Raw genomic sequence first — 24,828 nt, forward strand, 5'->3', positions numbered from 1 at the left:
GGTGAAGAGAAGAAATCTAATCGTTCTTATGGTGATAATGACGGTATTGCTTGTACAGCCACTGAGCAGTAGTGCCGCATCGCTGGACAGCATTAATAAGCAGCTTTCGGATGCCAAGAAGGCCATTGACAAGGCGCAGAAGGAAGCTGACGCGACAGAGCAGCAAAAGACGGAAGTATCGACACTCAAATCTGATGTACAAGCTTCTATCAAAGCCGTATTGGCACAGCTGGATGCTGTTGTAGTCAATATGAATAATACGCAAGCAAAGGTTGATCAAACGGAGTCGGAGCTGCAACAGGCTGGCGCGGAGCTGGTAGAAGCGGAAGGCCGTGTCAAAACACGCGACATTCTGATTCAGCAGCGTCTGCGGCTTATGTATGAGAACGGCTCGGTGTCGTATCTTGACGTTTTGCTGAATGCGAGCAGCTTTTCCGATTTTATCGACCGCTTCGATTCGCTTCAGCTGATTTTAAGCCAGGATCGCAGCATTTTAGAGCAAAACAAGGTTGATCAGGCGCTGGTTGAGGAGAAAAAAGCTGAGGTCGAGCACAAGCTTGAAGAAGTCAAAACGATGTACACCAAGCTGCAAAACTACCAAAGCGATCTAGCGAAAAAAGAAGCCGAGAAAAACAAGCTCGTTGCTGAATATGATCATCAGCTTGAGGATCTCGAAGATATAAGCGCAGAGCAGGAAGCGCTAATGATTGAATTTGCACAGAAGGTATCCGAGCTGGAAGCCGAGAAGGTGGCGAAGCTGGAAGCGGAAAGAATCGCGAGGGAAAAAGCTGCTGCAGCTGCGGCTGCTGCTGCGGGTAAAGGCAATGGCAGCAGCGGAGGCGGAAGCGGCGGTACGGTCTATACGGGCGGTAAGCTGGGCATGCCTATTTTTGACTCTTATCGTGTCAGCTCGGGCTATGGCTATCGGATTCACCCGATTACGGGTGCCAAGAAGCTCCATACCGGCATCGATTTTGCAGCTCCGCAGGGAACGGCTATTCATGCAGCGGAAAGCGGCGTTGTTATTATGGCGCAGCGCTGGAGCGGTTATGGCAATGCCGTCATTATCGACCATGGCGGCGGCATGTGGACGCTGTATGGCCATATTCGCGAAGGCGGCATTAAAGTAAGCAAAGGCGACAGTGTTACAAAAGGCCAAAAAATTGCCGAGGTTGGCAGTACGGGCAATTCCACCGGACCGCATTTGCATTTTGAGGTGCGTATTAACGGGACAACAACCGATCCAAGCAGCTATTTAAAATAGGATGATCAGCAACAAGCGGCAGCCTTCGGGCTGCCCTTGTTCGAAATACAAGCAATTATACATGACTTTATAATAAGTCAGCTTCTATTTCTGCTTCTGCGTGAAACGAGCGTTGCCGTCAAAGGATGGCAGCGCCGTTTACGCTTGAAATATAAGCATTTATAAGTTACCCACTTATAATGGGCTTATATTTCAACGCGAAACGGTAGCTTGGCCGCCAGAGGACGGCGACAGCCGTTTACGCTTGAAATATAGAGAAAGGATATTCTAACGCTATCCATTCTCTATAGTTCTCGGAATGAAAAATATGGAATGAGCAGGTCGCTGGTCGGACGCAAATAAATGGACAGAACTTGTCATATACTAGGGCGTGTCCTCCAAGCGGGAAGGCATTAACCGAAGTAGGTTCTATTTAATGCTGTGGTCAAACGAGAAGGTGGTGTCCTGAATATGCAGTTTAGAGGCCGTACAGTCATTGCTTTTGTAATGATTACGATGCTCGCTTCTGTTCTGGTCACGCTTGTAGTGGCTCGCGATCTTGTCGTGAGCAGCTACCAGGCGTCAGGCTCCGCTCCGGCAGCTGCCGAAACTAGCGGGCAACATGATCTGAATGAAGCCGAGATTGACAAAATGAATGCGGTGCTTGATTTGATTGAAACCAAATATGTGAAGAAGACGGATCGTGAAGAGCTGGTAGACGGCGCAGTCAAAGGCATGCTGGAATCGCTGGATGATCCTTACTCCGTTTATATGGAGAAGACGTCAGCGCAGCATTTTTCCGAATCCATCGAAGGATCTTTCACAGGTATTGGTGCGGAAGTGACGCTGCAAAACGGCAAGCTCGTCGTCGTATCCCCGATCAAAGGCTCTCCTGCCGAACGGGCGGGACTGCTGGCGAAGGATGTCGTCATTTCGGTCAATGGAGAGAAGCTGGAGGGTCTTGGGTTGAATGAGGCCGTAGACAAAATTCGTGGCCCGAAAGGGACGAAGGCCAAGCTGCAGATCCAGCGGGTGGGCACAAGCGAATCGATCCAGCTGATTTTAATACGGGATGATATTGATGTGGAAACCGTATATGCCCATTTGTCCGATGACCGGATTGGCGTCATTGAAATCCGTCAGTTTTCGCTCAATACGGCCGAACGCTTCAAGGAAGAGCTTGCCCGTCTGGAGCAGGAAGCGAAGCAGCAGGCAGCAGGGCAGGCACAGGTACAGTCTGGTGCCCAGGTCAGCGAAGGAGCAGGCGATAAGGGACGGCAAGGGCTTAAGGGCCTCGTAATTGACGTCCGCAATAACCCTGGCGGCGTATTGCCGGTCGTTGTAGAAATTGCCGAGCAGTTTATTGCGAAGGGCAGTGCGATTGTTCAGGTGGAGGATCGCGACGGCAAGCGGGAGAAGACGTTGTCCAAGGGCAGCCGCAAAGCTTATCCGGTCGCCGTAGTCATGAACAAAGGCAGCGCCAGCGCCTCGGAAATATTGGCTGGTGCGCTGGGCGAGGAAGCCGGTGCGATACTGGTCGGCGAGACGACGTTCGGCAAAGGAACGGTACAGGTGAGCTACAATAAAGCGCTGGGCGATGGCAGTCTTGTGAAAATGACGATTGCCAAGTGGCTGACGCCAGAAGGCATCTGGATTCATGAGAAGGGCGTTGAGCCGACCGTGGCCGTAGCCCCGCCTTCGCTTTACACCGTTGCGCGGCTGACGATAACCGAAACGCTGAAGCGCGATATGAATAATGAGCAAATTCGCAGTGCGCAAATTATGCTTAAAGGGCTTGGGTATGAGCCGAAGCGTGATGATGGTTATTTCAATGAGGAAACCGTGCAGGCAGTTAAGCAATTTCAGCGAAACTCAAGTCTTCCGGTGACGGGAGAACTGGACAAGTCAACAGCCGCAGCATTGGAAAAGGCGGTTATTGCATGGATTAAAGACAAGAACAACGATGTGCAGCTTCGGGAAGCGATTGAACGGGTAGGCAGGAAATAACGCCTCGTTGTCGAATCCATTACAAGGTTGACTCTGTCTTCGGAGTCAGCCTTTTCTTTTGAATAGGCAGCAGGTGTGAGTCATGAAAATGCCGCAAAGGCGGCTGAAGGAATAAGTTGGTAAAAATGAAGGAGTGTATGCGGTGAATCAGGCTCTTGCTTTGTTGCAGCAATTCCAGCTGGCGTTGCTTCAACTGCTGGTACAACCTTTTTATTATGTAGCTATTTTATTTATTTTGCTCCAATACACAAAGCAGATTAAGCTTGAACGGCAATTGTTCGCCGTCAAGCTGCATATATGGCCCCGGCTGCTCGGCCGGGCAATCGTCACAGGCTTGCTGGTAGGACTAGCTGTATCTCTGGTAGGCGCGTTTATTGGCGTTGCAGTTACCCAGCAATCAGTGATGTGGTTATGGGGCGTCTCAGCGCTGCTCATGCTGTTTCGCATCCGTTATTTATGCTTCGCTTATGCTGCCGGCGTACTTGGCCTGCTGCAGTGGATCGTTGGGTTTACGCCGCTGGCTTCGGGCGAAGGCATAGCCAGTCAAGCTGCAGCTTCACTCGCCGCCATGGATATGACGGGGCTGTTCATGCTGGTAGCTCTGCTGCACTTGGCAGAGGCGCTGCTTGTGCGAAATCAGGGCGGCAAGCTGGCGACGCCACTGTTCCTCTCGGGCAAGAGAGGGAAAATTGTCGGCGGCTACATGCTGCAAAGCTTTTGGCCGGTGCCTTTGCTGCTGCTCGTTCCTGTTGGTGGAGGTGCAGGCACTGGCGCTGCAACAGCAGCCTTGCCGTGGACGCCGCTGCTCGGTGCAGACTGGTCGCAGGGCTGGACGATTGCCGCGCTGCCGATGATTATCGGCTTTAGCGAATTGACACGCTCGATGCTGCCTGAGGAGAAGGCCAGACACGCCGCGAAAGGCTTGCTGCTCTACAGCGTCGCACTCGCAGCAGCAGCTTTGCTGGCTTGGTGGCTGCCCGTGCTGCTGCCAATTGCCGCGCTCTGCTCGCTGCTGCTCCATGAAGCGATCATTTGGCGCAGCCGCAGGCTGGAAAATGCCAGCAGCCCGCTATTCGTCCATGACCAGCGCGGCTTGCGCTTGCTAGGTATTTTGCCGCAAACGCCGGCTGAGGCCCTGGGGCTTCAAGCTGGAGAAATTATTTCCAAGGTTAATGGTGTTCGCGTGCATTCGAAGGCTGATCTGCATGCCGCGCTGCATCTCAACTCGGCTTTCTGCAAGCTGGAAGTGCTGAACTATGCGGGTGAAGTAAAGTTTGTGCAGCGCGCGCGTTATGAAAATGAGCATCATCAGCTCGGAGTTATTTTGGCGCCAGACGAGGATGCGAATTTCTATGCGGCCTCAGGCCCTGCCTCGCTGATTGACTTGTTGAAGCACAAGCGTACGGCGCATCGCCGGGGTTCATCTAAAGTGTCGGCTTCTGAAAATAATGCTGCGTCTGGCGAAAAAACGCCAGTATAGCACAAGCTTCAGTACTACCGTTCTAAATGGCTTTTGTCTAGGCTTGCTTGACAGGCTAATAGCAAATATTGTTCCAAAAGCGTGGTGACAGATTTTTCGATTCTGTCCCTACGCTTTTTATTTGGCCTCATGTAGGGAAATTTAGCTGGTTGCATCGGAGAATGCTTAGAGCTATAATAAACGGGAACACATATTCTTATAAAAGAGTAGATTTGCCTGAATGAAATGGAATTACTTGTAACAGTATGAACAAATTGAGGCTTGCTGCTTCTTTTGCACGGTATTGACTATAATGATAGATAGCTGAGGAACGAAGAAGGAGTGGATGGCTGAAGTGAGTAATCTTGCACCGCAAGCCCGTAACTTTGAGATTAAGTCCGACTATACGCCGCAAGGCGACCAGCCGCGTGCTATTAAGCAGCTGGTTGAAGGCGTTGAAGCAGGACAGAGATTTCAAACGCTGCTTGGGGCGACTGGAACGGGAAAGACCTATACGATTGCCAATATGATTGCGCAGGTGAATCGGCCTACGCTCGTTATTGCGCATAACAAGACGCTCGCAGCGCAGCTGTGCAGCGAATTTAAGTCTTTTTTCCCCGATAATGCAGTTGAGTATTTCGTCAGCTATTACGATTATTTTCAGCCGGAAGCTTATATTCCTTCAACCGATACGTATATTGAGAAGGATTCGAGCATCAATGAAGAGATTGATAAGCTGCGCCACTCTTCGACCAGCTCGCTGTTCGAACGCAGAGACGTTATTGTTGTAGCCAGCGTTTCCTGTATCTATGGCTTAGGTTCGCCGAAGGAGTACGGCAGCATGCTGCTGTCGCTGCGCGTAGGGATGGAGAAGCCCCGCGATGCGATTTTGCATAAGCTGGTCGATATTCAATATCAGCGCAACGATATTAACTTTATTCGCGGGACATTCCGTGTCCGCGGCGATATTATAGAGATTTTTCCCGTTGCCAATAATGAGCGGGCGATTAGAATTGAACTGTTCGGCGACGAGATTGAACGGATTACGGAAATTGACGTATTGACCGGCGAGATCGTGGGCGAGCGTGAGCATGTAGCGATTTTTCCAGCGTCTCACTTTGTAACTCATGAGGAGACGATGAAGCTTGCGCTCGTTAATATTGAGCGAGAGCTGGAGGAGCGGCTTGCTGAGCTTAAGGAAGCGGGAAAGCTGCTGGAGGCGCAGCGGCTTGAGCAGCGTACGCGCTATGATATTGAGATGATGAGCGAGATGGGTTTTTGCTCAGGCATCGAGAACTATTCGGGTCCATTGACGTTCCGGGAACGGGGAGCAACGCCTTATACGCTCTTCGATTATTTTCCGGATGACATGCTCATTGTGATTGATGAGTCGCATGTATCGCTGCCGCAGATTCGCGCCATGTACAATGGCGACCGGGCTAGGAAGGAAATGCTCGTCAATCACGGTTTCCGGCTGCCATCGGCGATGGACAATCGGCCGCTTAAGTTCGAGGAGTTTGAGGCGAAGGCTAAGCAGACGATTTATGTCTCTGCTACACCGGGGCCTTTTGAACTGGAGCAATGCCCGACAATGGTAGAGCAAATTATTCGCCCTACCGGCCTGCTTGATCCGATCATTGAGCTTCGGCCAACGAAGGGGCAGATCGATGATTTGCTGGGCGAAATTCGCGATCGGGTAGCGAAGGATGAACGGGTATTGGTGACGACGCTGACGAAGAAGATGGCGGAGGATCTAACCGATTATTTTAAGGAAATTGGCGTGAAGGTGCGTTATTTGCACTCGGATATTAAGACGCTGGAGCGGATTGCGATATTGCGCGATCTAAGGCTTGGCGTATTCCACGTGCTGGTGGGCATTAACCTGCTTCGGGAAGGACTTGATTTGCCCGAAGTATCGCTGGTAGCGATTTTGGATGCGGATAAGGAAGGCTTCCTGCGCTCAGACCGCTCGCTCATTCAAACGATTGGACGCGCGGCGCGCAACAGCGAAGGCCGGGTTATCATGTACGGCGATAAGGTGACGGATTCTATGGGTCGTGCGATGAAGGAAACGGAACGTCGGCGGACGATTCAAGAAGCTTTCAACGAGAAGCATGGCATTACGCCGCAGACGATTCGCAAGAAAGTATTGGAAGTGATTGAAGCGACCAAGGTTGCCGAGCAGAAGGCCGATTATTTGGCGGATGCCGGATCTGGCAAGATGTCGAAGAAAGACCGTCAGTCGATGATTAATAGATTGGAAGTTGAAATGAAAGATGCGGCGAAAAACCTGCAATTTGAGCGGGCAGCCGAGCTTCGTGACGCGTTGCTGGAACTGCGTGCAGGATTGTAGAATCGAAGCAAGAGGATGGACAGGATAGAGGAGGAAATAAGATTGGGTAGCGACAAAATTGTAGTCAAAGGCGCTCGTGCACACAATTTGAAAAATATTGATGTCACCATTCCGCGCGACAAGTTTGTTGTATTAACGGGATTGAGCGGCTCAGGCAAATCGTCCCTTGCATTTGATACGATTTACGCCGAAGGACAGCGCCGTTATGTGGAGTCCTTATCTGCCTATGCCAGACAGTTTCTCGGCCAGATGGAGAAGCCCGATGTGGATTCCATTGAAGGCTTGTCTCCGGCCATTTCGATTGACCAGAAGACGACTAGCCGCAATCCTCGTTCGACTGTAGGTACGGTAACGGAAATTTACGATTACCTACGCTTGCTGTTCGCGCGGATTGGCAAGCCGCATTGTCCGGAGCATGGGATCGAGATTACTTCGCAGACCGTAGGACAAATGGTTGACCGTATTATGGAATATCCCGAGAAGACGAAGCTGCAAATTTTGGCTCCACTCGTATCCGGCCGCAAGGGCGAGCATACGAAGCTGTTTGCCGATATTCAGAAGCAGGGCTTTGTCCGTGTTCGTGTAAATGGCGAGCTGCGCGAGCTCAGTGAGAAGATCGAGCTGGAGAAAAATAAAAAACATAGCATTGAGGTCGTTGTCGACCGCATCGTTGTGAAGGCAGACGTCCACAGCCGCTTGGCTGATTCAATAGAAACGGCGCTTAAATTAGCTGATGGCCGGGTGCTCGTTGACGTAATGGAGAAAGAAGAGCTGTTGTTCAGCTCAAACCTGGCTTGTCCAGTATGCGGCTTTAGCGTAGAGGAGCTCGCGCCGCGGATGTTTTCGTTCAACAGCCCGTTCGGTGCTTGTCCGGATTGCGACGGTTTAGGCGCGAAGATGATCGTCGATCCAGATTTGCTCGTTCCCGATACGAGCAAATCCATTAAAGATGCAGCATTTCTTGCCTGGGCCGGAAGCACATCCAATTATTATCCGCAGTTTTTAAGCTCGGTTTGCGAGCATTATGACATTCCACAGGATGTGCCCGTTTCTGAGCTCAGCGACGAGCAAATGAATAAGCTGCTTTATGGTACGGGCGGAGAACGCGTTCGCTTCCTATATGAAAACGATTTTGGTCATCGTAAAGAGGCTTATGTGCCGTTTGAAGGTATCGTTAACAATTTGGAGCGGCGCTACCGCGAGACGGCGTCTGATTCCATGCGGGAATATATCGAAGCTTATATGAGTGCCAAGCCATGTGGCGGCTGCAAAGGCCAGCGGCTGCGCAAGGAAACACTAGCTGTAACGATTGCCTCCCAGAACATCGCTCACGTCACTTCGCTTTCCATCGGCGATTCGCAGCGTTTCTTCGAAGGATTGGTATTAACGGAGAAGGAACAAACGATTGCCAATCTGATTTTGAAGGAGATCAATAGCCGGCTGGGCTTCCTTGTCAATGTCGGGCTGGAATATTTGGCAATGAACCGTGCGGCTGGGACGTTGTCTGGCGGTGAAGCACAGCGAATTCGATTGGCAACGCAGATCGGTTCGAGCCTGATGGGCGTTCTTTATATTTTGGATGAGCCGAGTATCGGACTTCATCAGCGGGACAATGATCGGCTGATTGAGACGCTTGTGCACATGAGGGATATCGGCAATACGCTTATTGTTGTAGAGCATGATGAGGATACGATGCTGGCGGCTGACTACATTATTGACATTGGCCCTGGTGCGGGCATTCATGGCGGTACCGTTATCGCCGAAGGAACACCAGCGGAGATTATGCACAATGAGCATTCGTTGACAGGCCAATATTTGAGCGGTCGCAAGTTTATTGAGGTACCGCTGGAGCGCCGTGCTGCGGGCGATAAGTGGCTGGAAGTTCGCGGTGCGAAGGAAAATAATTTGCGCGGGGTCAATGTGAAAATTCCGCTTGGCATTTTTACGGCGGTTACTGGCGTATCTGGTTCGGGCAAATCGACCTTCGTCAATGAAATCGTATATAAGACGCTTGCTCGTGATTTGAACCGAGCGAGAACACGTCCAGGACAATATAAGGAAATGCGCGGTATCGAGCATTTGGAGAAGGTCATCGACATTGACCAATCGCCGATTGGCAGAACGCCGCGCTCGAACCCCGCTACGTATACAGGCATGTTTGATGACGTTCGCGACCTTTATGCCTCGACTAATGAGTCCAAGGTACGGGGCTATAAGAAGGGCAGATTCAGCTTTAATGTGAAGGGCGGCCGCTGCGAGGCTTGCCGTGGAGATGGCATTATCAAGATTGAAATGCATTTCCTGCCTGACGTGTACGTTCCTTGTGAAATTTGCAAAGGCAAGCGTTACAATCGCGAAACGCTGGAAGTGAAATATAAAGGCAAGAGCATTGCTGATGTTCTCGAAATGACGATTGAGGATGGCTGCAAGTTTTTTGAAAATATTCCGAGAATCCAGCGCAAATTGCAGACGCTGCTTGATGTAGGCTTAGGCTATATGCGCCTGGGACAACCTGCAACTACATTGTCTGGCGGTGAAGCACAGCGTGTTAAGCTGGCTTCCGAGCTGTATCGCCGGAGTACGGGCAAAACGATGTACATTTTGGATGAGCCGACGACAGGCTTGCATGCTGATGATATTGACCGTCTGCTAATGGTGTTGCACCGCCTTGTTGATTCGGGTGAATCGGTACTCGTCATTGAGCATAATCTGGATGTTATTAAGACAGCTGATTATTTGATCGATTTGGGCCCGGAAGGCGGAAGCGGCGGCGGAATGATCGTGGCAACGGGAACGCCTGAGGAAGTGGCCAAGGTAGACAAGTCCTATACAGGAAAATACCTGAAGCCTATTATGGAGCGTGACCGGGAACGGACTATTCAGCGGCGCGAGACGGAATCTTCCGTTGCTGCAGCATCTAATTAAGCTTAGTATTATGAGGCTAGCCAACCGATGGGGGCTAGCCTTTTTTCTATGTTTGATTTTTCCTCTAGCTACATTTCATGACGGCCGCAGGTTATAAGGTTGGACAAAGCTGGACACCGTATAAGGAGATAGCAGCAAAGCCTCCTGCTAGCGGTTAGTCAGGATGCGGCGTACTTCATGGACAAACGTGACAAAGTTGTTACGAAAACAGATTCGGACTTGCGTCAGACGCATGGAAAAGATAACATATAGGTTAGGATAGGATGAGTATGGCCAAATGGATTTTTTAAAATATAGGAAAGGATATGATGTTTCCATCCTTTCTCTATATTTCTCGGAATGAAACGCGCCGCGCCGTCAGAGGACGACGAAAGCCGTTTCACCTTGGTTTGGAAGACTGGTCCTAAAGCAAGTGGAATGGAGCAAAAGCTTAACTGTGGGAGGGGTCATTCAAATGTTTTTGGCAGAAGAAGCAGCACAAACGACCAGCAACATTAACACGTTTGACTGGTTCATGCTTGCGTTTACAATTTTGTTATTGATCGGCTTTGTCCGGTTGGTCAAAGAGCGCAAGAAGAACATTTTTGCGATTGGTTTCACAGCTGTATCTTTGGGATTGTTTTTGTTTATTGATTACATCATGATCGCCAAAGTATGGTTGGCATAAGGAAAAACAAAAAAAGTTCGTCCAAGTTGAATCCAACCTGGGCGGACTTTTTTTGTTGCCTACTTGACAATATACCAGTGATCCGATAGGATTTAAATCAAAACTGACTGACGAGTCAATCAATGGAGGCGATGCTTTATCGGAACCGTAGATCGGAATACGGCGAACAATGCGGAGCGCAAACACCAGATTATGGAGTCCGCACTGAAGCGTTTTGCCCTTTATGGTTACCATTCGACGAAAGTTTCGGATATTGTAGCGGATGCAGGGGTTGCACAAGGCACTTTCTATTGGTATTTCAAAAGCAAAGAAGCGATAGCTATAGAAATTGTACAGGATGGTCGGGAGCGGCTGCTTACGGTTATTGGACAAGGCTACCGTAAAAATGCTGGTTCGGTGCAGGACATGGTTTCGGCCTCCGAGCATTTGTTGACCGAGCTGTTCCATTTTGCCAAGGAAAATCGTTATTTAATGGGAATGCTGCTGGATGGCACGGGATTCAGCGAAGTCGTTAGACAGGAAATAACGGTTACTCAAATGGCGATGGAGCAATCTTTTGTAAATAATATTGAACGCGCCACTGAGCTGGGAATGCTGCCGGCTACCATTGATGCCAAGCTGCGAGCAGCATTTCTAATGAGCCTCATTGAAGGCGTATTGTCTCGTTGGCTGTTTCGCAGCACGCCGGAAAGCGATGCTATTGCGGTGAAATCTGCGGAATTGCTGGCTGCTGAAACGGCGCGTTTTGAATTTTTCGGCTTATTAGGCATTTAGCTGCATTTCCCTGAGAAAGCCGGACACATTAATAAGCAACAATATAAATATTAGAGAAGCTATGAAGGAGAGAGTGGAAGATGAGGATTCAAATGAAAAAAACAACATTATGGATGATGACAGCTATTTTGCTGCTGGCGGTTATTGTGGCGGGCTGCGGCTCGAAGAACGGCAATAGCGGCAATGCGGGTTCGGCTTCGCCAACAGCGGAAGCAGGAGCAACAGCATCTTCTAATTTGCTGGAGCAGGTGAAACAGGCTGGTGTACTTAAGGTGGGCTTAATGGGAACCTATGCCCCGTATAACTTTTTGAACGAAAACAAGGAAATGGATGGCTTCGACGCGGATATTGCCAAAGAAATTGCGAAGCGCCTTGGCGTTAAAGCCGAGTTTGTCGCACAGGAGTTTTCCGGCATGATTGCCGGTCTGCAGGCGAAGAAATTTGATGTCGTCATTAGCCAAATGACGATTACTGACGAGCGCAAGGAGCAGATGGATTTTACCGAACCGTATATTACGAACTCTGTCAAAATTATCGTTGCCGAGAAAAACGATACGATCACGAAGCTGGCTGATTTTAAAGGCAAAAACATTGGCGTAGGCCTTGGTACGAACGACGAAACGTATCTTCGCAAAACAGTGCTGCCTGAAGTCGGCAACTTCACCATCAAAACCTATGACGATGTCATTACGTCGCTGCAGGATTTGAATGCAGGCCGTATCGATGCGACGATCAACAATATGTATGCTCTGAAGCCGATCGTCGAGAAAAATGGCTTTAAAATCAAAGAGGTTGGCGATCCAATCAAATCGGACAATGCAGGCATTGCAGTGCGCAAAGACAATCCTGAATTCCGCGACGCGCTGAATGAAGCTTTGAAGGCGATGAAAGCCGACGGCACGTATAAAACTATTTTTGTAAAATGGTTCGGCGAGGAGCCAGCGGCTGAGTAAGCCCGGCTCTCGTCAAAATTTTTGGCTCATATGAAGGGAACCTTCACGATATGAATCTCGTTTTTGAAAATTTCTTTTTTCTGCTTAAGGGCGCTTATTATACGCTGCTGCTGACGATGATGTCGATGTTTTTTGGCCTTATTATCGGCGGAGTAGTAGCGATTGCCCGTTTGAAAGGCAACAAACCGGTTCAATGGCTGGCTCGGGGGTACGTCTCGATTATTCGGGGCACCCCGGTGCTTATCCAAATTTTTGTCGTTTATTATGGGCTGGTTGATTACGGCATTGTATTCGGGCCGCTTACGGCGGCAACACTAGCGCTAAGCATTAATGTGGGTGCGTATTTATCGGAGACGTTCCGCGGGGCGATTGTGTCCATTCCAAAAGGACAGATGGAGGCCGCTTATGCAACGGGCATGACCTCATGGCAGGCGCTGTACCGGATCGTGCTTCCGCAGGCGGCAAGGGTGGCTATTCCGCCAATGGGTAATACATTTATCGGAATGCTCAAGGAGACCTCGCTCGTTTCATTTATTACCGTAACCGAGCTGCTGCGCCAGGCGAATTTGCTTATCGCGCAGTATTACGTCAATATGCCGTTTTATATCGGAATTGGAGTCATGTATTGGGTGATGAGCACCGCTTTTTCAGCTATTTTGGAAGCGATTGAGAAGCGCTTGTCCAAAGCTTATTAAAAATATAAGAAATGATAAGTTTCACTCTTATAATGGGCTTATATTTCATCGCGAAACGGAAGCTTTTCCGCCAGAGTACGGCGACAGCCGTTTACGCTTGGGTTGGGGCGTGAGAGATACAATGATTACGACAGAAAAATTAACGAAGTCCTTTCAAGGCACCGAGGTGCTGAAGGGGATTAATCTTCAGGTCAACGCGGGAGAGATCATAGTCCTGCTCGGGCCAAGCGGTTCGGGAAAAAGCACACTGCTTCGCTGCCTGAATGGGCTGGAGACGCTGAGCGGAGGCAGTATTGAGATGAACGGTGTTCACCTGAATACACAAATGAAGCCACGCGAGCGCACGCAGAATGTCCGAACCATTCGCCGCCATAGCGGGATGGTCTTTCAGCAGTTTAACTTGTACCCGCACAAAACGGCGCTAGGCAACGTCATTGAATCACTGCTCATCGTGAAAAAGCTGCCCAAAAGCGAAGCCATCGCGATCGGCAAAAAAATGCTGAAGCGCGTCGGGTTGGAAGGCAAGCTGGATGAATATCCGTCCAGGCTGTCTGGCGGGCAGCAGCAGCGGGTAGCGATTGCCCGGGCGCTCGCGATGGAGCCGGACGTTTTATTGTTTGACGAGCCGACATCGGCGCTTGATCCGGAATTGGTCGGCGAGGTGCTCGATGTCATGCAGCAGCTGGCGCGCGAAGGGATGACGATGCTGGTGGTGACGCATGAAATGGCTTTCGCTCGCCATGTCGCGAACCGGGTTGTGTTTATGGATGACGGGCAAATTGTCGAGGAGGCTGCGCCGGAGATATTTTTCGACCATCCAGCTACCGAACGGGCCCGACGATTTCTAAATAAGCTGGGCCAGCACAGAGGGGTGCAGCAAGAGCAGCAATAACGAACAACAGAACATTATAAAATAAGTTTCACATAACGAAGCGACCTAGGCAATACACGAACTTCAGAGTTAAAGTAGGAGGCATGGCCTTCGATTCTTACGAAAGAAAGAGGGTACACCGCAATGAAGGTTACAACAACATGGACAGGCAAACGTGCATTTACATCTGTAGGGCCATCTGGCTACAGCGTTGGAATGGATGCAACCGCAGCATATGGCGGCGACGGACAAGGAGCTACACCGATGGAGCTGCTGCTGGCGGGCCTCGCGGGCTGCATCGGCATCGATATTACGATGATTATGGATGCGTTCCTCGGTTCGATCACCAGCATCGAGATTGATGCGGAAGGCACGCGCAAAGAGGAGATGCCGAAAGGCTTTACGGCTATCGATCTGATTTTCAAAGTAAACGGCGATGTGCCGGATTACCGGATTTGGAAAGCGATTGAGCTCGGCAAGGAAAAATATTGCGCCGTCTCGGATTCGCTGAAAGCGGACATTCGTTACCGATTAGTGCTCAACGGAGTAGAAATGACGCGGGGATAAGCTAAGCTCAGCGAACACAAAAAAAGAGTCGTGATCCGATGCTGCCGTGGACGGTTCGGGTTACGGCTCTTTTCTTATACAGAGAGGCTATTTAGCTAGAGATGCAACGAAAATTCTCATGGAAATAAACAGGGATAGTGAGAGGATTAGGATCAATCCAAGCAGCAAACAGCATACTAAAAGCAGTGGGTTCATCATGACAAGGGCTTCTAAGGATAGCTTCCCAGAATTAATAAGAAACGCGCCTCCTGACGAGGATAGGATAACGATTAGCATCACAATAGAGCTGCCATTGGTTCCATTATAGTAAATGGAGGGGATCAGCAGGGACAGGTAAATAGACCCGATGGACAGCGCTGCGAATAAGGTCAGTATATGAACCGAAAAGGATAGATCGCTAAATAAGAAATAATAAAGTACATTAAACAATAATAGACCTAACAATACGGTGGTTATAATCGAAAAGCTCACAATATATCGGCTTCCAACGATTTGTTTCTTGGATAGCGGTGAAGCTGCAACAAAGGTGTGCCATCCCGCTTTCTCATCCTCTTGGAATACAGGTATGGCGAGAGCGCAGAAATAGATTGGGATAAATACGTTCAAAGCAATTACGCCAGTGGAGCCAAGTAAGTAAATGGCCAAAATAGCCAAAATACATAAAAGGATAAAGGGAATGATTTTCACTTTGCTTTTCAGCACCAATAAATCTTTAATTATTAAGCCTTTCAATGGAGTTCTCTCCTTTTATATATGATCTCATCATGTCTTCAAGGCTCCCATTCTGGGTGGCGTTTGAAATTTTTTCAGAAAAAACCACGTTTCCTTTGTGTAAAAAGGTTAATTTATTCGCTATACGTTCAACATCCGAGAGGATGTGTGAGGATAGGAGGACGCTACTGTTATTTGCGGTGACATAGTCATTCAGAACATCTAAAATTTCAATCCTCATTATAGGGTCCAGCCCGCTTGTAGCTTCATCTAAAAGCAATAATTTAGGATGATGTGACAAGGCGACAGAAAAATTCAGCTTCACCTTCATTCCCTTGGAAAACTGATTTATTTTTGTGTTTACGGGTAAATGGAACATTTCCAAATAATTATAGTAAGCCTGTTGATTCCATTGCTCATAGATACTGGACATCACGTAGTTAAATTGTTTGGGTGTTAACAATCCATGTAAATAATTTTCATCGAAAACAACGCCCAGCCTATTTTTAATGTACGATTCATGACCTTCATAATTTTTTCCGAATACTAAGATTTCCCCTTTTTCGGGAGTCAGCAGATTAAGCAGCAATTTCATTAGCGTTGTTTTTCCTGCTCCATTTTCTCCAATCAAGCCCATGATATCCCCAGGCAGCAATTCCAGATTTACATTCTTTAAAGAGAAATCTGAATAGCTCTTGTTAAGCCCGTTCACCATTAGTATTTTTTCCAATCCCAGCCCTCCACATGTTGTACAATAAATTATTAAGTCAATTAATTTTCTGCTATAAGTCCTTATATGTAAGCTGAATTCTGGTCTGCTCAGTAGACTGGTAAGTTTATGACCACTCTTGCTTAAGGTAAGGACCTAATCCCTTTTTAGTTCCATTTTATTTATCCATTTACTGAGATGGTAATTATAATCAATTCGACAAACAGACCTGAAAATCCTTATTTTCAGACAAAGAAATCTCCCCTGAATAGAGGAGACCTAAATAGTAATCTTTTTCCTTGGCTGTTTTGGGAAGGTAGTACTGGTATAATGAATGACTTGATCTGATTGAAGCTGATACTTAGGAGTAGGTTAGGCCGTTTTCTAAAACTGCAACATCGATGATACCCGCGAATTGGCCCTGTTCATTCGTAATAACGATACAATCGCTGCGCAGCTCGGGGTGACGATCAATAGCTTTATTTTTCAATGAGGAGATGCTGCCCAGATTAAAGTCTGTGTCAGTGGATGAGGCGACGGTGGAGAGAAAGCGGGTATTCATGAGCTTGGTGATGTCCGTCTGGTAATAGCCAAGGAAGCTGCTAGATAATTGGAGAAAAAAACGGTCGCGCATTACGAGCCCAACAGGCTCTGCCAGCGAATTGCAGACAACTGCGCAAGGTGCTTCCGGGTAGCTGCGAAAAAGCTGGAGCGCTTCATAGCAGCTTTGGCTTGTACTGACCTGAGGGACGAACGAAGAAGAAGCAGAAGTATAGCCAGTCATGCGGATCACCTATCCTCTGTTTTAGTGGGGGGTGCACTTATAGAGTACGTTAGCAGGATTAACGCGGAGAGTGTTATTTATTAGCGGAATGTAAAGATTACAAGCCCTCGTCCACAGTCTTATTGCAAAAAAACGGCCACATCCTCATCGGATGCAGCCGCCCTCCTTCAATCTATACCCACCACATTTCGCCTAGTGGTTCTTTAATCAGCACTTGCTGCAGGTTTTGCACCGCTTTCGTGAAGCCTTCATCAACGGACATCAGGCCGTCCTCATGCTCAATGCTCACGACATAGTCGTAGCCGACTAGACGAAGCGCGCTAATAATATCTGCCCATACTTTCAGGTCATGCCCGAAGCCGACGGTGCGGAATTGCCAAGCGCGATCCAGCATCAGCGAATACGATTGCATATCCGTTACGCCGTGATGGTTGACGTTGATTGGATCAATCGTCGTATCCTTCGCGTGGAAATGGTGAATCGCGCCAGCGCGACCCAAAATTTGCACTGCTTGAACCGGATCAATCCCTTGCCACCACATGTGGCTCGGATCCAAGTTGGCGCCGATAACCGGGCCAACCGCTTCACGCAGGCGAAGCAGCGTTGCCGGGCTGTGAACGGAGAAGCCGCCGTGCAGCTCAAGTCCGATTTTCACACCATGCTCGACAGCAAGCGCTCCGATTTCAGTCCAATAAGGGATAACTTTGTGCTCCCACTGCCAAGCCAAAATTTCTTGAAAATCATTTGGCCAAGGTGCAACCGGCCAGTTCGGATATTTAGCATCCTCGTGGTCGCCTGGGCAGCCGGAAAATGTATTGACGACAGGAACGCCCAAACGTCCTGCGAGTTCGATCGTTTTGCGAATGGTCGCATCATCTGCAGCAGCAAGATGCTTCTGCGGGTGCAGCGGATTGCCGTGGCAGCTCAGGGCGCTGATAATCAGGCCGCGTGATTCTACCGCATGCTTAAACGCTTTCAACTTTTCCTCATCAGCAAGCAGGACATCAGGATCACAGTGGGCTGTGCCAGGGTAACCGCCAGTGCCGATTTCAATAGCATCCAGTCCTTTGGCAGCTATGTAATCGAGCGCTTCTTCAAATGACTTCTGTGCGAAAAGCACGCTGAATACTCCTAATTTCATGTGCAATCATTCCTCCTATTTATAAGAAAAGCTAATTCTCATTATACCATTGCCCGATTGCCGATATCTAATGAAAAGTGCAAATTTGACATAATCGCATATAAACAAAACAAAAGGTTACCAAAAGCCTTCTCGTTCGTACAAGTTATAGATAAGGCTTGACAGTTTTTTCTGAGCATAAGCTATAATTTTGAATAGAAACTGCCGAAAACTATGGAGAAGCCCAACAAGAGCGGGAGGAAGTAAGCGATGGCAAGTGTCATGTTAGTGGATGATGATCCAGATATACGCGAGCTTATGCACGCGCAGCTTAGCAGTGAGGGATTTCAGACGATTCAGGCAAGCCATGGCAAAGAGGCCATTCGGCTGCTGAGAAAGCAAAAAGCAGACTTAGTTGTGCTTGATGTCATGATGCCCGTCATGGATGGCTGGGAGCTATGTAAATTTGTAAAGGAAGAATACCCAAATATCCCTGTGCTGATGGTAACAGCAAAGCGTGAAATTAATCAGAAAATCAAAGCGTTTGGCCTGGGAACTGATGATTATATGGTGAAGCCTTTCGAGCCCTATGAGCTAGTGCTGCGTGTTCGGGCATTGTTGAAACGCTACCGAATTGAAGCGTCAATGCGGCTGCAGTTGGGCGATTTTGTGCTGGATCGGCATACGTTTGAGGTGATGCAGGGGCAGGCACGGGTGGCGCTGCCGCTGAAGGAATTTGAGCTGCTGTTCAAGCTGGCGGGCAACCCGGGTAAAATTTTCACGCGCAACGAGCTGATCAGCCAAATTTGGGGTCCGCAGTTTTTCGGCGATGAGCGGACAGTGGATGTACATATTAAGCGATTGCGCGAACGTTTTGCAGAAATGGATGCGCCGTTTACGATTGTAACTAAGCGTGGGCTTGGCTACAGGCTTGAAATGGTGGATGCATGCTAAGAACGTTATATGTCAGGGTTATTATTAGTTTTATAACGGCGGTGCTGGTCGGTCTGGTCAGCGCCTTCTTTATTACGATTACGCTTTTTAAGGACCAGGTGATCACGGAAGTGAAGAAGGAGGTTTTAGGATACGGACAATCTATCGCGACCATATATGAGCAATATGGCATAGACGAAGGGAAGCGTATTGTAACGATATTGCAGCCTACTCCGTCCTATACATTCATGGTTATGGATGAGAAGGGCTGGTTGAATGAGGAGGGGAAGCCGTTTGTAGAATACGGTATTACGCCTGGAGACAGCATTTCAAAATCTGTCATAGGCGGCGAGCCGTTCGTGAATATTGGATTTGGCTTCACTGCAGGGAGTGGCCTTGTGCTCGGGATGCCATTTACATGGGATCATAAATCTTACGGACTGTTCGTGCACCAGCAGTCGAGCCAGGTGGCTATTTTCAACCAGATGCTGTTCGTAGCGCTTGCTGTTGTGCTTGGGGTAGGCGGCCTGTGTATTTTTGTGGCAGCCATCTATTTGGTGCGTCCGCTTAAGGAAATGAAGCAGGCGGTGGAACGAATGGCGAGTGGGCGTTTCGACATTCAGCTAAAGTCAGGCAAGCGTACGGATGAGCTAGGGCAGCTGGCACAAAGCTTTAGCGGCATGGCAAAGGAGATCCAGCAGATGGATGAACTGCGTGGGCAGTTTGTCAGCAGCGTCTCGCATGAAATCCAATCGCCGCTGACGTCAATTGCCGGATTTTCACGGATGCTTATGCTGGATGCGGTGGAGGATCCCGAGCAGAAGCAGCGTTATTTGCAAATTATTTATACAGAAAGCCAGCGTCTGTCGCGTCTTAGTGATAATTTGCTAAAACTGGCGGAACTGGATTCAGCCGTGCCTGCTTTTGATCCGGTGACCTACGATCTTGATGAGCAGCTGCGGCAAGTTATTGTCGCCTGCGAACCGCTGTGGTCGGAAAAGTCGCTTGAAATGATATTGGAGCTGCCCCATGTGAAAATTAATGCCGATGAGGATCAGCTGAGCCAGGTATGGATCAATGTCATCGGCAACGCGATCAAATTTGCTCCGGAAGGCGGTTATATTCGCATTGAGATGAGCCTTGATACAGACTCCGTTAAAGTATCCGTATCGGATAATGGCAGCGGGTTTCCTGACGAAGACGGCTATAGGTTGTTTGAACGATTTTATAAGGCAGACAAATCCCGCAGCAAAAAGCTGGGTGGCAGCGGTCTTGGCCTATCCATCGCCCAAAAAATCGTCAATTTGCATCAAGGCGTCATCCGTATTACGAACCGGGCGGAAGGCGGGGCACGCGTAGATGTGACGCTGCCGAGCATGGCAGCCAAGAAGCGGATTCCCTGACAGGCTGAAGGCGCCGCCCGCTTCCTCTCAGATGATGGGCTAACGATAAGATCATCCCTTGAACGCCTATCATTTCACTTCTGCGAAGGCGAACGCTGCAAAAAAAATGGTCGCTTGCATCATTTTTTTTGCATGGTTCACGTTATGTTCATACAGAAAGTTTAACGTTGAGGTATACACGCGAGTAGGAGGGGTTCTGGTTGAATGGTTTAATCCGCTTTTCGATGAATAAAGTGGCTGCAATGGTTATATTGATTGCCCTGCTTGTAGGAGGGGGGCTATACGCAACGGCGACTCTGAAAATGGAGACGATCCCCGATATCTCTTTTCCAGTTGTCATGATTCAAACTACATATCCGGCACCGCCAATGGATGTGATGGATGAGGTGACGAAGCCGATTGAGGATAAAATCGCGAACATACAAGGGCTGGATACACTCAGCTCCACGTCTAGCGATAATGTTTCCAGCATCGTTGTCCAGTTCAAGCAAGGCTACGATGTAAAGGAGAAAAAGACGGAGCTGGAAAGCATGCTGCAGGAAGTAGTGCTTCCGGGTGGCGCGAGTACGCCAAAAGTTCTGACCTTCGGCTTTTCCTCCCAGCCTGCTTATTACTTAACGCTTTATGCCGGGGAGGGCATGTCGCAAACCGAGCTTAACAAGCTTTATGAGGATAGCATCGAGCCATCGCTGGAAGGCGTTAATGGCATTGACCATGTCAATTCGATCGGGGTCAGTTCAACCTCGCTTGATATTTTACTGGATGCAGATGCTTTATCCGTCTTCAACTTGTCTGCGATAGAGGTAACCAGTGCCATTCAATCTGCTCTGACGGATGGTGCAGTCGGTTCTGTAGAGCTGGACGGCAAATCGCAGATGGCGCGGGTGACTGGCGATTTGAACAGCATTTACGGCCTCCGCAATTTGGAGTTTGCGACGAGTACAGGCCAAACGGTGCTGCTTCAGGATTTGGGAGATGTCCAGGCTGTAAACGAATCAAAGTTTATTGCCCGCTTCAACGATCAGCCTGCGCTGGGCATTCGTCTCTATAAGATGAGCGAAGCCAATGCGGTTGATTTCTCCAATGAAGTCAACGCGGTGCTTACCGATTGGGAGACCAAGCAGCCAGCGATTACATTCCAAAAAATCTACGATGGCGCCGATGAGGTTAGAAAATCGATCAGCGGCATTTTGAAGGAAGGCTTAATCGGGGTTGCGCTTGCCTCGCTTATGATTCTGCTGTTCCTTCGCAATATTCGGATGACGATGATCGTTCTCGTCTCGATTCCGCTCTCGATTTTAATCACCTTGATTATGATGTCGAGCATGAATATTACGCTGAACATAATGACGCTTGGCGGCATGTTCATCGCCATTGGGCGAATTGTGGACGATAGTATCGTCGTCATTGAGAACATATACAGCAATCTGGAAAAAGCGCAGGAGCGCGGCGAATCCGTCATCATTATGGCGACCCGCCAAGTTTCCATGGCGATTACGTCCTCGACGCTCGTTACGGCAGGCGTGTTCCTGCCGCTCGCTGTCGTTGGCGGCATCGTTGGACAGATGTTCCGGCCGTTCGCGCTGACTGTATCTTGTGCCCTGCTTGCTTCACTGCTCGTGGCACTAACGGTCATTCCAATGATGACAAAGCTGCTCGTACTTCGCAGCCGCAAGCAGATTAAGCAGAATGAGCATGCGCATGACGGCAAAGTAACGCGTCTATATGAGCGTATTCTAGTATGGTGCTTGTCTAATCGGATCAAAACCTTGCTGATGTCGCTTGTTATGCTTATCGTGACAATGGCGATTACGATACCGAATTTGGCGGTTAACTTTCTGCCTTCTAGCGGTCCGGAGAAGCTTGTGTTCTTCCAGGTGAAATACCCATATGAAACGTCGCTGGAAAGCAATGACATGCAGTCACAAGAGATTGAGAAGATGCTGCTGGATGCCAAAGACAGCCAAGGCGGCAGCCTGTTCACCTTCGTGGAGTCCTTGGTCGGATATGCAGACAGTGACGATACCGTTCCTTATACAACCTCGCTTACCGCTGAGATCAGCGAAGCAGAGGATGCGACGCTAGTCTTGAACAACTATGTAGAAATAATTAAAAACCAGCTGCCCCAAGGCACAGAAGTAACGGGCCAGATGGCAAGCGGCGGTGGAGGCCTTAGCGGCGGAACCTTCTCTTATGTGCTGAAAGGTGACGATCAGCAGCTGCTTGAGCAGGGGGCTGCGCTCATCAAGGATAAAATGAAAGAGTTCCCTGAGCTTACCAAAATCACCGATACGCTTAGCGACGCCAAAACGGAAATCAGCATTTCCGTTTCCCAGACAAAGGCTAGAGAGCTTGGACTTAATCCTGCTGGGGTCAGAGATTCCGTCCGGATGTGGCTTGCAGAGCAGCGTCTCGGAGATGTTCGCTTTGATAATGTTTTGTATTCCACGGTGGTTAAGCTTCGCGATGAAGATAAAGGCTCGCTTGAGAAGCTTGGCAGAATGCCGATTTTATCGCCAACGGCAGGCATCGTTTATTTGCAAGAGGTTGCTAAAGTAGAGGAAGTACAGGCTCCTGCTGCTTTGAGCCGGGAATCGCGCTCGCAAGTCGTGAAAATGTCGGCTACCATCGATGCAGCGAACCAGACCGAGGTCAGCACAAGAGTGGCGGCAGCGCTGGATGCGATTGAGCTTCCAACGGGTGTATCTACCGAGATACAAGGCGTGTCGGAAGACATCGCCGAAAGCTTCACGCAGCTGTTTATGGCTATGGCTGTATCTATCGCTATCGTTTATTTTATACTGGTTCTGTGCTTCGGCAATGCCAGCACGCCATTTGCAATTCTATTCTCGCTTCCGCTCGCCATTATTGGCGGTTTGCTCGGCCTGCTGGTTACGAATGAATCGATTAATATTACATCGCTCATCGGGTTTATGATGCTGATCGGCATCGTCGTGACCAACGCGATCGTATTGCTCGACCGAGCGCAGCAGCTGCGGCATGAAGGCTTCTCCGTCCGCCATGCACTGGTTGAAGCGGGCAGAGTCCGGTTGCGTCCGATTATTATGACGGCAGGCGCAACGATAGTAGCGATGATACCGCTGGCAATGGGCGCTGGTGAAGGCGTACTTATTTCTAAAGGACTTGCGGTCGTTGTTATCGGCGGCTTGATCACTTCTACACTGCTCACGCTTGTGGTTGTACCCGTCGTATATGAGATGCTTGAAGCGATTACGGGCAAGCTGTTCCGCAAAGGGAAAGGCCAATCTGCACCAGTAGATTTCAATAAGCCTGCTAATTTGGAAGGTTAACCATTTAGCACATAAATGATTAAGAGGGTTAACAATATAGAGGGGAGCTGGAACATATGTTTTTTCGTTTGATCAAGCAGGAGCGGCGAAGCAAAGCCGCACTCGCAACCGTGTTTGCGGTGGCTTTAATGGCTGCCGGATGCTCGAGCGCGGCACCTGCTGCAGAGGAGACAGTAGTAGAGCAGCAAGTGACAGTCATTAAAACTGAGGCGGCAGCCAAGCACAGCATGGGAAATCCGCGCGAGCAGGTCGCTGAGGTAAGCGCCTCGGTACGACTGGATATCCCGACAATGGCTTCTGGCAAAATCGCCCGCGTGCTGAAGAACAATGGCGACACGGTTAAAAAAGGAGAAGCCATCATTCAATTGGAGTCGAATCTCGCAGAACTGGACCGCAAGCGCGCGGAAACCAGCTTGACGGCAGCAGAGCAATCATTGGTAAAGGCGAAGCAGGATATAGCTTCAAGCCGTTCCACTTTGCTGAATAATATTGCTAGCCTGGAGACGCAGTACATTCAAGCTAGTGCCGGTGACGATCAAAATTTGATTGATGCCGCACGCCGTAATCTGGAGTCGGCCAAGCAGCAGCTTTCCGATCTGGATAATGGCAGCTCGCTTTCCGGCTTGCAGTCCCAAATCGATGCGGCGAGATTAGCCGTCGAGCAGGCGGATATTCAGCTGGACAGCTATCAAATTACCGCTCCAGCGGACGGTACGATTACTGATTTTTCCGTGAGCGAGGGCATGACGATTAATGCAGGTACGGTAGTAGCTGTGGTGCAAAATGTGAAGCAAATCTCAATTAAAACCGAGCTGAGCGAACCAGCGGCCGAGCTTGCACGAGGCAAGAAAGAGCTCGTTTACTACAATGCCGATAACCCTTCGGTGAAGAAAAAGGCGAAAGTGGTCTACCTCGCTTCGGTACCTAATGCCAAAACGAGAATGTACGCGCTTGAGCTTACAACGGAAAATACGGATGGCTCGCTAAAACCAGGCGGACGCGTTCAAGTGGAGCTGACAACCGTTGCAGAGGAAGAGGTTATTGCCGTTCCTTCGCTGAGCATTGTGCGTGAAGGCAGCGAAACTTTCGTCATGCTGTCCAATGCGGGTACAGCCGAGAAGCGGGCAGTTAAACTGGGCCGCGTCAATGGCGTCTATCAGGAAGTATTGGAAGGATTGAAAGCAGGCGAGACCGTTGTCGTCTCCGGCCAGCATACGCTGAGCGACGGGCAGAAGATTGAGAACGAAGAGGCTGCGAAGCAGTCCTAAGGTTGGCGAAAGCAAAGGAGGGGGCGGCAAGGAAGCTCCTTCCTTTTTTTATTTTTAACAGAAATTTTGATAGCA

At 49.3% G+C, this 24,828-nt stretch carries 19 protein-coding genes; 15 read left to right on the plus strand and 4 right to left on the minus strand.

What is annotated here, in order from left to right; genetic code table 11:
* Position 1: 1 nt before the first annotated feature.
* From ASF12_RS17155 to ASF12_RS17205, 11 genes are all read left to right on the plus strand, one after another.
* On the plus strand, positions 2–1,264 hold the full coding sequence (locus ASF12_RS17155) for a murein hydrolase activator EnvC family protein (RefSeq protein ID WP_063892575.1): 1,263 nt from the start codon (positions 2–4) through the stop codon (positions 1,262–1,264).
* A gap of 450 nt (positions 1,265–1,714) precedes the next feature.
* Positions 1,715–3,250 carry a S41 family peptidase gene (locus ASF12_RS17160; RefSeq protein ID WP_056036967.1) on the plus strand — a complete coding sequence of 512 codons (1,536 nt, stop codon included), beginning with the start codon at positions 1,715–1,717 and terminating at the stop codon, positions 3,248–3,250.
* Between the two features lie 142 nt (positions 3,251–3,392).
* A complete protein-coding gene (locus tag ASF12_RS17165; protein ID WP_081418861.1) occupies positions 3,393–4,730 on the plus strand; it encodes a PDZ domain-containing protein in 1,338 nt (445 codons plus the stop codon).
* 334 nt (positions 4,731–5,064) lie between these two features.
* Positions 5,065–7,062 carry an excinuclease ABC subunit UvrB gene (gene uvrB / locus ASF12_RS17170; RefSeq protein ID WP_056037112.1) on the plus strand — a complete coding sequence of 666 codons (1,998 nt, stop codon included), beginning with the start codon at positions 5,065–5,067 and terminating at the stop codon, positions 7,060–7,062.
* Positions 7,063–7,104: 42 nt separating this feature from the next.
* Positions 7,105–9,987 carry an excinuclease ABC subunit UvrA gene (gene uvrA / locus ASF12_RS17175; protein ID WP_056036969.1) on the plus strand — a complete coding sequence of 961 codons (2,883 nt, stop codon included), beginning with the start codon at positions 7,105–7,107 and terminating at the stop codon, positions 9,985–9,987.
* 454 nt (positions 9,988–10,441) lie between these two features.
* A complete protein-coding gene (locus tag ASF12_RS17180) occupies positions 10,442–10,654 on the plus strand; it encodes a hypothetical protein (RefSeq protein WP_056036971.1) in 213 nt (70 codons plus the stop codon).
* A gap of 192 nt (positions 10,655–10,846) precedes the next feature.
* Positions 10,847–11,428 carry a TetR/AcrR family transcriptional regulator gene (locus tag ASF12_RS17185; protein WP_081418862.1) on the plus strand — a complete coding sequence of 194 codons (582 nt, stop codon included), beginning with the start codon at positions 10,847–10,849 and terminating at the stop codon, positions 11,426–11,428.
* Positions 11,429–11,508: 80 nt separating this feature from the next.
* On the plus strand, positions 11,509–12,381 hold the full coding sequence (locus ASF12_RS17190; protein WP_200931628.1) for a transporter substrate-binding domain-containing protein: 873 nt from the start codon (positions 11,509–11,511) through the stop codon (positions 12,379–12,381).
* Between the two features lie 50 nt (positions 12,382–12,431).
* Complete coding sequence (locus ASF12_RS17195; protein WP_056036976.1) at positions 12,432–13,076, plus strand: amino acid ABC transporter permease; 645 nt, start codon at positions 12,432–12,434, stop codon at positions 13,074–13,076.
* Positions 13,077–13,197: 121 nt separating this feature from the next.
* Positions 13,198–13,968: an amino acid ABC transporter ATP-binding protein gene (locus ASF12_RS17200; protein ID WP_056036982.1), complete on the plus strand. Its 771-nt coding sequence runs from the start codon at positions 13,198–13,200 to the stop codon at positions 13,966–13,968.
* A 123-nt stretch (positions 13,969–14,091) separates the two neighbouring features.
* Positions 14,092–14,514 carry an OsmC family protein gene (locus ASF12_RS17205; protein ID WP_046229750.1) on the plus strand — a complete coding sequence of 141 codons (423 nt, stop codon included), beginning with the start codon at positions 14,092–14,094 and terminating at the stop codon, positions 14,512–14,514.
* 87 nt (positions 14,515–14,601) lie between these two features.
* On the opposite strand, the gene ASF12_RS17210 is transcribed toward ASF12_RS17205, so the two are convergent.
* The 4 genes from ASF12_RS17210 to ASF12_RS17225 all read right to left on the minus strand — a co-directional run bounded on the left by ASF12_RS17210 (position 14,602) and on the right by ASF12_RS17225 (position 17,859).
* Positions 14,602–15,246 carry an ABC-2 transporter permease gene (locus ASF12_RS17210; protein WP_056036984.1) on the minus strand — a complete coding sequence of 215 codons (645 nt, stop codon included), beginning with the start codon at positions 15,244–15,246 and terminating at the stop codon, positions 14,602–14,604.
* Positions 15,227–15,955: an ABC transporter ATP-binding protein gene (locus tag ASF12_RS17215; RefSeq protein ID WP_056036985.1), complete on the minus strand. Its 729-nt coding sequence runs from the start codon at positions 15,953–15,955 to the stop codon at positions 15,227–15,229. Before ASF12_RS17215 ends, ASF12_RS17210 begins: the two co-directional genes overlap by 20 nt.
* A gap of 340 nt (positions 15,956–16,295) precedes the next feature.
* Positions 16,296–16,718 (minus strand): hypothetical protein, encoded by a 423-nt coding sequence (locus tag ASF12_RS17220; RefSeq protein WP_056036988.1) that lies wholly within the window; start codon positions 16,716–16,718, stop codon positions 16,296–16,298.
* A 172-nt stretch (positions 16,719–16,890) separates the two neighbouring features.
* Positions 16,891–17,859, minus strand: a complete 969-nt coding sequence (locus tag ASF12_RS17225) for a sugar phosphate isomerase/epimerase family protein (protein ID WP_056036991.1) — start codon at positions 17,857–17,859, stop codon at positions 16,891–16,893.
* A gap of 249 nt (positions 17,860–18,108) precedes the next feature.
* On the opposite strand from ASF12_RS17225, the gene ASF12_RS17230 reads away from it, so the two are divergent.
* The 4 genes from ASF12_RS17230 to ASF12_RS17245 all read left to right on the plus strand — a co-directional run bounded on the left by ASF12_RS17230 (position 18,109) and on the right by ASF12_RS17245 (position 24,753).
* Positions 18,109–18,792, plus strand: coding sequence for a response regulator transcription factor (locus tag ASF12_RS17230; RefSeq protein WP_056036993.1), 684 nt, complete (start codon positions 18,109–18,111; stop codon positions 18,790–18,792).
* Positions 18,786–20,174, plus strand: a complete 1,389-nt coding sequence (locus ASF12_RS17235) for a HAMP domain-containing sensor histidine kinase (RefSeq protein ID WP_056036995.1) — start codon at positions 18,786–18,788, stop codon at positions 20,172–20,174. Before ASF12_RS17230 ends, ASF12_RS17235 begins: the two co-directional genes overlap by 7 nt.
* A gap of 200 nt (positions 20,175–20,374) precedes the next feature.
* Complete coding sequence (locus tag ASF12_RS17240; RefSeq protein ID WP_056036997.1) at positions 20,375–23,485, plus strand: efflux RND transporter permease subunit; 3,111 nt, start codon at positions 20,375–20,377, stop codon at positions 23,483–23,485.
* Positions 23,486–23,541: 56 nt separating this feature from the next.
* Positions 23,542–24,753 (plus strand): efflux RND transporter periplasmic adaptor subunit, encoded by a 1,212-nt coding sequence (locus tag ASF12_RS17245; protein WP_056036999.1) that lies wholly within the window; start codon positions 23,542–23,544, stop codon positions 24,751–24,753.
* Positions 24,754–24,828: the final 75 nt, after the last annotated feature.

The sequence above is a fragment of the Paenibacillus sp. Leaf72 genome, from assembly GCF_001422685.1.
Lineage (GTDB): Bacteria > Bacillota > Bacilli > Paenibacillales > Paenibacillaceae > Pristimantibacillus.